The 11,920-nt window shown below is 64.7% G+C and carries 10 protein-coding genes; 9 read left to right on the forward strand and 1 reads right to left on the reverse strand.

The features are described from left to right. The first annotated feature begins 56 nt into the window (after positions 1 to 56). The 3 genes from LPW39_RS19580 (at position 57) to alkB (ending at position 3,634) form a co-directional block, all read left to right on the forward strand. A complete protein-coding gene (locus LPW39_RS19580; protein WP_269075896.1) occupies positions 57 to 998 on the forward strand; it encodes a ketopantoate reductase family protein in 942 nt (313 codons plus the stop codon). A 71-nt stretch (positions 999 to 1,069) separates the two neighbouring features. Continuing rightward, a complete protein-coding gene (locus LPW39_RS19585; RefSeq protein ID WP_230778947.1) occupies positions 1,070 to 2,041 on the forward strand; it encodes a Bug family tripartite tricarboxylate transporter substrate binding protein in 972 nt (323 codons plus the stop codon). 927 nt (positions 2,042 to 2,968) lie between these two features. Next, on the forward strand, positions 2,969 to 3,634 hold the full coding sequence (gene alkB, locus LPW39_RS19590) for a DNA oxidative demethylase AlkB (RefSeq protein WP_230778949.1): 666 nt from the start codon (positions 2,969 to 2,971) through the stop codon (positions 3,632 to 3,634). Here alkB and LPW39_RS19595 read toward each other — a convergent pair. Beyond that, complete coding sequence (locus LPW39_RS19595; RefSeq protein WP_230778953.1) at positions 3,631 to 4,536, reverse strand: LysR family transcriptional regulator; 906 nt, start codon at positions 4,534 to 4,536, stop codon at positions 3,631 to 3,633. The genes alkB and LPW39_RS19595 overlap by 4 nt on opposite strands. A gap of 88 nt (positions 4,537 to 4,624) precedes the next feature. On the opposite strand from LPW39_RS19595, the gene LPW39_RS19600 reads away from it, so the two are divergent. From LPW39_RS19600 to LPW39_RS19625, 6 genes are all read left to right on the forward strand, one after another. After that, entirely contained in the window at positions 4,625 to 5,467 is an 843-nt protein-coding gene (locus tag LPW39_RS19600) for a DODA-type extradiol aromatic ring-opening family dioxygenase (RefSeq protein WP_230778956.1), read from the forward strand. Positions 5,468 to 5,563: 96 nt separating this feature from the next. Continuing rightward, positions 5,564 to 6,541: a bifunctional helix-turn-helix transcriptional regulator/GNAT family N-acetyltransferase gene (locus LPW39_RS19605; protein WP_230778958.1), complete on the forward strand. Its 978-nt coding sequence runs from the start codon at positions 5,564 to 5,566 to the stop codon at positions 6,539 to 6,541. A gap of 7 nt (positions 6,542 to 6,548) precedes the next feature. Beyond that, a complete protein-coding gene (locus LPW39_RS19610; protein ID WP_230778961.1) occupies positions 6,549 to 7,430 on the forward strand; it encodes a DMT family transporter in 882 nt (293 codons plus the stop codon). A gap of 77 nt (positions 7,431 to 7,507) precedes the next feature. Then, complete coding sequence (locus LPW39_RS19615; RefSeq protein ID WP_230778964.1) at positions 7,508 to 7,945, forward strand: hypothetical protein; 438 nt, start codon at positions 7,508 to 7,510, stop codon at positions 7,943 to 7,945. 170 nt (positions 7,946 to 8,115) lie between these two features. Continuing rightward, complete coding sequence (gene miaB / locus LPW39_RS19620; protein WP_230778967.1) at positions 8,116 to 9,444, forward strand: tRNA (N6-isopentenyl adenosine(37)-C2)-methylthiotransferase MiaB; 1,329 nt, start codon at positions 8,116 to 8,118, stop codon at positions 9,442 to 9,444. Between the two features lie 167 nt (positions 9,445 to 9,611). Next, the gene (locus LPW39_RS19625; protein ID WP_230778970.1) at positions 9,612 to 11,912 is read left to right on the forward strand and encodes a hypothetical protein; all 2,301 of its coding nucleotides are present in this window, start codon (positions 9,612 to 9,614) and stop codon (positions 11,910 to 11,912) included. The last annotated feature ends 8 nt before the right edge of the window (positions 11,913 to 11,920 follow it).

Raw genomic sequence — 11,920 nt, forward strand, 5'->3', positions numbered from 1 at the left:
CGCTGATCGAGGTCGCGGTGGCCTGATCTCGTCACCCTATTTTTGGGAGATTAACTTTGAAGATAGAACAAGCACCGGCATCAGCCAGCATCGGCATTCTGGGGGCTGGCGCCATGGGTACGCTGTTTGGCACCCGGCTGGCCTGCGCGGGCATCCCTGTCACCTTAGTGGATGTCAACCAAGGCTTGCTCCAAACCATACGCGAACAAGGCTTGCGCTGTGAGACTGACCAAGGGGTGCTACGCGCTCGGGTACAGGCCTTGCAAGCCCATGAACTGGTACAGCCTCTCGCAAGATGGCTGGTGTTCACCAAGTCAGCACACACCGAAAGTGCGCTACAGAGCATTAGCCACCTGATAGGACCTAATACCTTGCTGCTGAGCCTGCAAAACGGCATAGGCCACATCGAGACCCTTCACCGTTTTGCCGCTGCCCAGCAAATTGCGGTGGGCGTGACAACATGGCCAGCCCGATTGCTGGGTGCAGGCCAGGTGCACTCGCTGGGCAGCGGCAAGATTCGCATGATGCCTCGCAGCGGGCAGATCGGCGCCGGCTTTCAGGACCTTTGTGACGACCTCAACCGTGCAGGCTTGCAAAGTCAGATAGACCCTCAGGTAGAGACCGCCATCTGGGAGAAGCTGGCCTTTAATGCCGCCTTCAATGGCCTGTGTGGCATCACGCGCCAAACCGTAGATGGGCTGGCCTGCCCTTTAGGCCGCGATCTGATCTACCAAGTCCTCGCAGAGGTCGTGACAGTCGCCACCGCCAACGGAATAGCGGTCGATGTGCCACGCATCCATGCCACGGTGGAAGATGCGCTGCACCACCATGTCGGCCACCAACCCTCGCTGCTGCAAGACCTGCTCGCCGCGCGCCCGACCGAGACAGACTCGATCCATGGCGCGGTAATACATGCAGCCCAACGACACGGCGTTGCCACCCCTTTGAATGCCATGCTCCACCAGCTCATCCGCCTGACAGAGCAACGCAGTTCATAGCGGCGCGATTCCGTCAGCCTTGCAGTGTCTGGGCAGGCACTGGTTCAAAAGCCCGTTAACCAGGAGACCCCATGCGTAGAACCTTTTTGAAAGCAAGCGCGGCTTGCGGCATGCAACTGATGCTCGGTACGGCCTACTCCCAACCTGTTTCTGGAAAACCTATAGAGTGGGTAGTGGGGTTTGCTGCGGGCGGAGGCTCAGACGCCGTAGCCCGCAGTGTGGCTGAAGCCTGGTCCCAACCTCTGCAGCGCAACATTGTCGTAGTCAACAAGCCCGGCGCCGGCACCAATATTGCCGCAGACTACGTAGCACGCTCGCGCGACCAGGGCAATATTGTTTTCACTGCTGACTTTGCAACCCTTGCATCCAATCCGCACCTTTTTCCCAAGCTCACCTACAACGCCGAGGAGGATTTCGTCCCGATCGGCCTGCTGGCACGGTTTCCCATGCTGCTGGTAGTCAACAACGCGTTGCCGGTCTCCAACTTCCAGGAGTTCAAGGCCTGGGCTCAGGCCAATCCCGACAAGCTCAGCTATGGAACACCCGGCTTGGGCACGCCGCATCACCTTGCCACCGAACTGCTGTCACAGGAAATGGGATTGAAGATGACCCATGTGCCCTACCGAGGTGCCGGCCCAGCCATGCTGGATGTCATCGGTGGCCAAGTCCCTTTCATGCTGGTAGATAGCGCTGCAGGTCTGCCCCACATCCACCCAGGCAAGGTCCGTGCGATCGGCGTGGCAAGTACTCAGCGGCTCCAGAGCCTGCCCCAGACGCCGACGCTCATCGAACAAGGTCTGGCCAATTTCGAAGTCTTTGCCTGGCAAGGGCTGGTCGCGCCCAAAGGCACAGATGAGGCCACCGTTCAGACCTGGTCCACGGCTTTACAGGACACCCTGAAGACCCCAGCCATGCAGGCCCGCTTCGAAGCGCTGGCTCTTGAGGCCTTACCCAGTACGCCCGAACAGATGCGTACGTTCTGGCGCTCCGAGAAAACGCGCTGGGGACAGGTCATTCGAGCCGCGAACATCAAGCTAGACTGAGCAAGGCTCCACACAGCAAGGAGAAGATGGATGCACACCCCGATCAATGAGCGCGCTTACCGAGCAGCGCTAACCGGGCGCTGCCAGCCTTGATGGCCAAAGGCTGTGCCGCTCTGGCCCTCCTGGGCGTGATGTTGATCTGACACCGTCTGCGCAGGCGCAGCCTTAGCCGGAACGCCCTAAGCGCTTGGTCGTCAGTTTCGCCCCCGGTCGCAGAGCTGGTGCGATGGGACGCGCGATCTTGCCGACAAAGAGCCAGGAGTCATGCCAGCCCGTGGTCGTAAACAACAGCGTGCAAGATTTCATCAGCTATCTCCAAGCCAAACCTAGTGCGTTGTTTTAATGCCCCCAAGACCGGAAGGCTCGCCTCATCGGGCAGGAGAAATGATCTGACAAAGAGCCAGAGTCGATACCGTCCAGAGCGCTCAGCGGACAACTCCAGTACTGGTTCGACCCAGGCCCGGCTTCAAGCAGGGGGAGGCGGGAACGCTCAGCTTCCCGGCTATTGGGCTCCCTCTACCCCCACATCCCTCCCCTGCTGAAAGCGGTTTACCGGGCTTTGATGCCAATACGCTATTTGGGCACTTACGCCCTGGCGGGCAAACCCGCATCGGTGATGAGAGCGGTGCGCGCCAACATGCTCAATAGCCATGGCGCCACAGAGCTTCTTGGATATCACCCGAGGCCTGGGCGCGATCCTTGAGCGGAACATGGCTCGCCAAGCATTCAAAGCCCACCATGCTACAGAGCACGCACGTTTTGCAAAGCTGATTCAGGAGATTGATTTGGAGGTCGAATGAATAGCACCTCAGGCCGGGCTACACAAATCGCCATCGCAGATGGTCTGGCGTGGAGCTTACGCAGCAAAACCCTGGCGCGTCACTCCTGACGGCTGCCGCCCTCTATCTTTGCGGCCACAATAGCCCCATGCAAGACCTGTTCAGCCCCACCGCCGACGAGGGCAAGCCACCCTGGGAGCGCATTGCCATTGGCCGCCAGGCCTGTGTGCTGCGCGGCTTTGCGCTGCGCTGGGAGAATGACTTGCTCCGCCAGGTGCAGGAACTTGTGCAGCGGGCCCCGTTTCGGCATTTGCGCACGCCCGGCGGCCGCCAGATGCAGGTGGCGATGACCAACTGCGGCGATTTCGGCTGGTACAGCGACCAGCGCGGCTACCGCTACACCGCAACCGATCCGTTGAGCAGCCAACCCTGGCCGCCGATGCCACCGGCTTTTGCAGCGCTGGCTGCGCAGGCGGCAGAAGCCGCCGACCTGCCGCCTTTTGCGCCCAATGCCTGCCTGATCAACCGTTACTCCGTCGGCACCCGCCTGACCCTGCATCAGGACGAAGGTGATGCCCGCCACCCCATCGTGTCGGTGTCACTGGGCCTGCCTGCCATCTTTCTGTGGGGCGGCGACCAGCGCGCCGACGCCACGCAAAAGCTGCCGCTGCAGCATGGCGATGTGGTGGTCTGGGGCGGCGTGGACCGCATGCGCTACCACGGGGTGATGCCGGTCAAGGAGGGAGCCAGCCCGGTGGCCCATCCGCTGCTGGACGGGCAAAGAATCAACCTTACTTTCCGCCACGCCAGCTAGTCGGCTGCGCCGCTGCCCGCACCACCCAACTCCTGCGACAGGCAATCGATAAAGCTGCGCACCTTGGGCGCCAGATAGCGGCGGCTGGTGTAGATCGCATACAGGGTCACCGTCAGCGCATCCCACTGCGGCAGCACCCGCTGCAGCTGGCCGCTGCGCAGATCGTCCTCCACCAGCCACGACGGCAGGAAACCCAGGCCCATGCCGGCGCGCACCGCATGCAGGCTGAGATTGGAGTCATCGGACAGCAAGGCCGGTTGCACATTCATCGGCGCGCTGCGGCCACCGGGCTGGCTCAACTGCAGGGGGCTGAGCGACACATAACTGGGCAGCACTCCAAGATGCTGGGCCAGGTCGGCAGGCTGCTGGGGCGAGCCGGCCTGCGCCAGGTAAGCGGGGCTGGCCACCAGGTAGAAGGGCACCTGGCACAGCGGGCGGGCAATCAGATGCGGCGCGGGGTCGGACGAGGCCCGCAAGGCCATGTCGTAGCCGGCGGTGGCCAGGTCAATCTTGTGGTTGTCCAAATGGATGTCGACCAGCACCTGCGGATAACGGGCGCGGTAGCGTGCCAGGATGCGCGCCATCTGCGGGGTGGCGCACCAGACCGGCGCGCTGATCTTGAGCTGGCCGCTGGGGGCCTGGTTGTTCTGGCCGATCTCCTGGGCGGCGGCATCGAGCATCTCCAGCGCCAGGCTGCTTTGCGCATACCAGCGCTGGCCCGCCTCGGTCAGGCTGACATGGCGGCTGCTGCGGTTGAGCAGACGCGCACCCAGGCGCTGCTCCAGCTGGGCTACATGCTTGCTGACCATCGGCGCCGAGATGCCCAGGCGCTCGCCGGCCTGGGCAAAGCTGCCGTTGTCCACGACCGCCTGGAACACCTGCATGCTGATGAGCTGGTCCATAGTTTCTCAACAGGAAATCAACTGCTGCATTTTAGCTACTTGGTTTCCTTTTGGGCAGCTACTACAGTGGAGACAAGGAGTTTTCCATATGACCATGACCACCCCCACCGCCCCGGCCAGCAACAGCGGCAGCCGCCTGCCCGTGTACTTTATCTCGCACGGCGGCGGCCCCTGGCCCTGGATGCCCGAGATGCATGACTACTATGCGCAGCTGGCGGCCTCCTTGGCCGATATTCCGCGCCAGATCGGCCGCACACCGCGCGCCATCCTGATGGTGTCCGCCCACTGGGAGGCCGATCGCTTCACCGTGCAGTCCACGCCCCAACCCGGCATGATCTATGACTACGGCGGTTTCCCGGCCCATACCTACCAGATCCACTACCGTTCACCGGGATCGCCAGCATTGGCCGAGCGCGTGGCGGGCCTGCTCGCCCAAGCCGGCCTTGCCGTGGAGCAGGACGCCGAGCGCGGCTATGACCACGGCATGTTCTCGCCGATGGCCGCGATCTACCCGGAGGCCCAGGTGCCGGTGGTGCAGCTGTCGCTGCGCCGGGGCCTGGACCCCGCCGAACACCTGGCGCTGGGCCGCGCACTGGCCGCCTTGCGCGATGAGGATGTGCTGATCATCGGCAGCGGCCTGTCGTACCACAACCTGCGCGCCTTTGGCCCGCAGGCCCGAGTGCCCTCCAAGGCCTTTGACGACTGGCTGGCCGAGACCATGCTGCAGGTGGACAGCGCCAGCCGCAGCCAGCGCCTGCTGGATTGGGAGGACGCCCCTGCGGCCCGCATTGCCCATCCGCGCGAAGAGCATTTGCTGCCGCTGATGGTGGCCGTCGGTGCCGCCGAGGCCGACCGCGCCATGCGCATCTACCACGAGGACGCCTTCATGGGTGGGCTGGCCGTGTCCAGCTACCGGCTGGATGCCGCCTGAGCGCTGTGGATGCCGGGTGCGGTAGACACCCCCTCCAAAAAAGTTGCACCATACAACCATATGGATGTATATTGCAACCAACTACTGGAGCAACGTATGGCAGCCGACACCCCCCTGGTCAACGACATCCGCAGCGCCTCCCGCACGATGGTGCGGGAGCTGGGTTTTATGGCCAACACCTTGGCGGCCACGCCCTACTCGGCGTCTGCGGTCCATGCGTTGCTGGAAATCGATGCGCATGGCAATCTCACCGCCGCCCAGTTGGCAGAGTTTCTGGGGCTGGACAAATCCAGCGTCAGCCGCATGGTGGCCAAGCTCATCGCCAACGGCGAGCTGCAGGAGCAGCCCTGCGCAGATGATGCGCGCGCCAAGCAATTGCAGCTGTCAGCGCAAGGCCAACGCACGGTAGCGGGCATACACGCCTACGGCCAAACACAGGTGCGCAGCGCGCTGGCGCAGCTCAACCCCTCGCTGCAACAGGCGGTGGCGCAGGGCTTGACCGCCTATGCCCAGGCCTTGCAGGCGCACCGGCTGGGCAGTGCGGCAGGCAAAGCCAGCTCCGCCAGCGCAGCCACCACCAGCATCCAGATCCACAGCGGCTACCGCGCGGGTGCGATCGGCCGCATTGCGGAGATGCATGCGGTTTTCTATGCCCGGCACTGGGGCTTTGGCGCCTTCTTTGAAAGCAAGGTCGCCTCGGGCCTTGCCGAATTCAGCGGCCGCCTGGGCGAGCCCTGCAACCAGATCTGGACGGCGGTGCAGAACGAGCGCATCGTCGGCTCCGTCGCGATCGACGGCCAGGACCTGGGCAACAACCAGGCGCATTTGCGCTGGTTCATTCTGGACGATGGCTGCCGTGGCGGTGGCATAGGCCGCCAGCTGCTGACGCAGGCCCTCGCCTTTTGCGACCAGCGCGGCTTTGCCAGCACCGAACTGTGGACCTTCCAGGGGCTGGACGCGGCGCGCAGGCTCTACGAATCGCTGGGTTTTGTGCTGGTGCATGAAGAAGCTGGCCAGCAATGGGGCTCGACCGTGGTGGAGCAGCAGTTCAGCCGCCGCCTGCACAGCGCCTAGGCCTGCCATGCAGGCCCGCCAGCCAGCGCTGTGGGCGGCCGCCACCACCGGCATGCTGGTGGGCGCGGCCATGGTCTCCACCAGCGTGCTGTCGCCCGCCGCATCGCCGGCCAGCCTGGCATTCTTGCGCTATGCCATCGGGCTGGCCATTCTGGCCGGCCCGGCGCTGTTCGTCACCTGGCCGCGCTACCGCGCCGGCGATGCGCTGGCCATTGCCTTGCTGGGCGTGGCGCAGTTTGCAGTGCTGATTCTGCTGCTCAACCACGCGCTAGCACGCCTGCCCGCCTCCACTTGCGCACTGGTGTTTGCCACCATGCCCTTGTTCACCTGGTGCCTGGCAGCGCTGTCGAGGCGCGAGGCCTTCAGCACCCGCAGGCTGGCAGGCCTGGCACTGGCAGTGGGTGGCGTCGCGGTGCTGCTGATGGGGGGCGGTGGCGCAGCGGGCGGCCTGGACCTGCAGGCCGGCTCCGGCATGGCCGCGTTGCTGGCGGCCACCCTGGTCGGCGCGGCCACCAGCATCCTCTACGGCCCCTATATGCAGCGCTACCCGGCGCTGCCCACCAGTTGCCTGGCGATGGCGGCATCGGTGCTGTTTCTGGCCTTGTATGGCGGCTGGCAGGGCCAAACGCTCTGGCCGGTGTTCTCGGCCACCCAATGGGGCCATATGGTCTTCATCGGCCTGTCGAGCGGGCTGGGCTATTTCAGCCTGCTGTGGGCGCTGGGCCGACTGGAGGCATCACTGGTGATTGCCTTCCAGGCACTGGGCCCCGTGACTGCCGCGCTGCTGGAGCTGGCCTTGCACCAGCGCCTGCCGTCACCGGCGCTGCTGGCAGCCATCGCGCTGGTACTGGCCGGCCTCGTCGTCAGCACCCAGGCGCCCGCCGGCTAGGCCCAGCTTGCCCCAGTGCCGGACTGCGGCACCGCCGGTGTTTGTAGAATGCGGCCTCCAGCCCCTGGATATACACCATGAACCGCTGCACAACACCCCACACCACCCACCTCCGCCTGCGACGCGCCACGCGCGCCAGCCTTGCCGCATTGGCCCTGGCTCTGGGCGGCATCAGCGCCCTGCCCAGCCTGGCACAGACCGCCACCTTTGCCCCATTCCAGGGCCCCGTCCGCGCCTTTCCGCCCCAGGCGCTGCGTGGTGACCTGGTGGTCACCAGCACAAGCCAGGCCACCATCGATGGCCAGTCCGTGGGCCTCGCTCCCGCGTTCAAGCTCTACAACCCGCGCAACACCACGATACGCCCCAACACCGTGCTGGGCCAGAAGCTGACGGTGAACTATGTGATCGAGAAAACCAGCGGCCGCGTGCATGCCGCCTGGATCTTGAACAGCGAAGAAGCCGCCCTCAAACGCGACCGCGCCGACAACGGCTTCTGGAGCGGACTCTTTAAATAAGGCGCATTGGCGCCGCCGCATGGGCTGACCGCAGCGGTCCAGCCCGGCGGGGCGACCTGCGCATCCCCCTTAGGCAGCAGTGCGCCCGCCTGGCGCCTGGCTTTCTGCCCTATTTCGGTATTCCTTCAGGCCTGCAAGCGCAGCCCCTGGGCCCCCACGAGATTTGCACCATGTCCAAAAAAGTATTTATCAAAACCTTCGGCTGCCAGATGAACGAGTACGACTCGGACAAGATGGCGGATGTGCTGGGCGCCGCCCAGGGCTACGAGCCCACGCAGGACATGGACGAGGCCGACCTGATCCTCTTCAATACCTGCTCGGTGCGCGAGAAGGCGCAGGAGAAGGTGTTCTCCGACCTGGGCCGCATCAAGCACCTGAAGGAAAAAGGTGTGCTGATTGGCGTGGGCGGCTGCGTGGCCAGCCAGGAAGGCTCCGAGATCATCAAGCGCGCGCCCTATGTGGATGTGGTGTTTGGCCCCCAGACCCTGCACCGCCTGCCCGAGCTGCTCAATGCCCGCGCGGCCAAGGCCAAGCCGCAGGTCGACATCTCCTTCCCCGAGATCGAGAAGTTCGACCACCTGCCACCCGCCCGAGTCGAAGGCGCATCGGCCTTTGTGTCGATCATGGAAGGCTGCTCCAAGTACTGCAGCTACTGCGTGGTGCCCTACACGCGGGGCGAAGAGGTGAGCCGCCCGTTTGAGGATGTGCTGGTCGAAGTGGCTGGCCTGGCTGCGCAAGGCGTCAAGGAAATCACCTTGCTGGGCCAGAACGTGAATGCCTACCTGGGCAAGATGGGGGATACGGCCGAGATTGCCGACTTCGCGCTGCTGCTGGAGTACGTGGCCGAGATCCCCGGCATCGAGCGCATCCGCTACACCACCAGCCACCCCAATGAGTTTACGCCGCGCCTGATCGAGGCCTATGCCAAGATCCCCCAGCTCGTATCGCACCTGCACCTGCCCGTGCAGCACGGCAGCGACAAGATCCTGATGGCCATGAAGCGCGGCTACACCGCCATGGAGTACAAGAGCACGGTGCGCAAGCTGCGCGCCATCCGCCCCGATCTGGCGATGAGCAGCGACTTCATCGTCGGCTTCCCCGGCGAGACGGAGGAAGATTTCCAGAAAATGATGAAGCTCATCGACGATGTGCGCTTTGACAACTCGTTCAGCTTCATCTTCAGCCCCCGCCCTGGCACCCCTGCCGCCAACCTGCCCGATGACACGCCTTACGAGGTCAAGCTGCGCCGCCTGCAGGAGCTGCAGGCTGTCATCAACCACAATATCAAGACCATCAGCGATGAGCGCCTGGGCACCGTGCAGCGCCTGCTGGTGGAAGGCAAGTCCAAGCGCGACAACGGCGAACTGATGGGCCGCACCGAGTGCAACCGCGTGGTCAACTTCCCCGGCCAGGAGCGCCTGATCGGCCAGATGGTCGATGTGCGCATCACCGAGACGATGACCTATACGCTGCGCGGTGAAGTGCTGATCACCCACTAAAGTGCATCGCCGGCATGCTGATGCTGCGCTGGTCAGCCGCTGCAAACACGGAGAAAATGGCCCTCTGACCTGCTTTTATGGCCCGCAAAGGCCACACCCGCCTTGGGGCCCGTTAGCATGCAGGGGGCGCATGAGGGATGCGCCATAACTAGAAAGGCAGCATCACCATGGCATCCGTGTCCGACCCGTCCACCGCACTGCGCAGCGAGGCGCTTGACGCCTTTCTGGACCATGTTGATACCCTGTTCAACACCGAGGACGAGACGCAGGAATGGCCTGCCCGCCAGGCCGCAGCCGCCCAGCAGCTGGCATCGCGCGCGCTGGAGCCCGAGGACCTGGACCAGTTGCGCCGCGTCTACCGGCTGTGGAGCATGGCCGGCCAGCCGGCCCAGGCTCTGGCTGCCGTGCAGCAGCACCAGGCCCGCCTGCTGCAGGAGCTGACCGCCGACGCCCAGCGCGATGCCGCCGTCACCATGGCCATGCTGCAGGCCGATGCCGCTGAGGATGTGCCCGACCTGCCCCGCGAACAGTACCGCGACGTGATCGCGCAGGCGATGGCGGCCGTGGACCAGGCCGGCGCGCTGGGCGACCCCGACCGTGCCTGGCGCCACCTGGCGCGCCACGCCCACCAGGCCCAGGCACTGGACCTGCAAGAGCAGATCTACCGCAAACAACACCAGTACAAAAGCCAGCAGGCCGACCGCGCCCAGCTGCGCGCCTGGGACGATGCCATGCTGGCCACGCGCCTGGGCCGCATCGAAGCGGCCAAGGGCAACAGCACGGCGGCCCGCGACCTGGGCCACTATGCGCTGCAAAAGCTGCAGCGCGCAGAAGCGGGCCAGGACATTGACACCGACGACTGGCTGCTGCTGGGCGAGGACATCATTGCGCTGGCGCCCGATGCACTGGCCCAGCACAGCGAACTGACCCTGGCCAGCCTGCCCAGCAACGCATCGCCCGCCGCCTGGCGCGATACCCGGGCCCAGCTGGCACGCCTGGCCGCTGCCAGCCTGCACCAGCAAGGCGCGCTGGATGCCGCCATCAGCAAAGGCCAGGAAGGCCGCTTTGCGCTGGTGCGCGACAGCGATGACAGCAGCAGCGCCTTGCTGATCGACTGGCTGGTGCAGGCCGCCCGCCTGCCCGAAGCCGCCCACATGTGCTTTGAGAGCACCCTGCACAGCCGCCCCGGATCGCGCGAAGCCGCCTGCCGCCAGGCACTGGCCCACCTGGCTGAATCGGATGGCGCACCCTACTGGGCTTTGACCCTGATGGCCGCCGCCAAGGACGAGGACCTGGCCGAATTCCTGCCCGCCGACATGGATGCCGAGCAGGCCTTTGCGCACTACAGCGCGCTGGTGCAGCAGCAGTCGCTCAACCACCCGATGTGGCGCCTGCTGCAGGGCAACCATCTGTTTGAGCAGCAGGACTATGCGCAAGCCCTGCCGCTGCTGGAGACGCTGGCCGAGCGTCCCCAGTACGCCAATGGCGAGCTGGCCTACCGTTTGTTTGTCTGCCGCGCCCGCGTGGCGGGCCTCGCCAGCGCGCTGCAGTCGCCCTATATCCGCTGCGACAGCGGCAGCTGGTGCTATGCAATGGGCGTGCAGTTGGACGACGACGAAGAACTGATGAAGGCCATCGGCGGCGAGGGCGAGGAGCTGCCCGCCGACTGGCCTTATGACGAGCTGCTGCGCTGGATCAAGCACTACTACGAGACGGGCCAGGCCCGCTTCGAACACTGGTTTGCCACCGGCCAGGGCAGCTACAAGGATGGCAACCTGCACGACTACTCGATGCTCTGCAACAACCTGGCCATCAAGTACCGCTACAACGACGAGAACTACGACGGCGCGCTGGCCCTGCATGCCAAGGGCATCGCAACCAGCCCCTTTGCCGAGCACTACAACGGCATCGTCTCCACCCATATCGACAGCGACAACTACGCGCAGCTCATACCCGCGGCCGAGCAGCTGTGGCACTACAGCCAGGACAATGGCTACAGCCGCCACAGTCCCTGCGACTACTTCCCCAAGGTGGCCTACGCGCTCTACCAGCAAGACCGCAATGTGGAAAACAGCATCTGGCTGGAGCGCCTGGACGAGTGGTGGAGCCAGCTCGACGAGGACGAGCAGCGCAGCGAGCGCTATGACTATCTGCGCAGCCTGCTGAACCAGCTGGACTACTACTCGGCCACCCATGGCGCCGAGGTGCTGCCACGCCTGCAGGCGCTGCTGCCCGAGCTGGAGCAGCGCCAGAATCCCTACCTGCTGCGCCGCGCAGGCGATGCGATGCAGACCTCGGGCACGGACCAGCAAGCGATGCAGATCTACCAAAAGGCGCTGGCCTGTTCACGGGCCGATGACCCGGCCGAGCGTGAAAAGCTGCAGACCACGATCGACAAGCTCAACGCCCAGCTGATCACTGCCGCGCCCGGTGCGGGCGGCGGCAGGCCCTGGTGGAAGTTCTGGTAAGCCCCTCC

This window comes from Comamonas koreensis, from assembly GCF_021026195.1.
Taxonomy (GTDB): Bacteria; Pseudomonadota; Gammaproteobacteria; order Burkholderiales; family Burkholderiaceae_C; genus Comamonas; species Comamonas koreensis.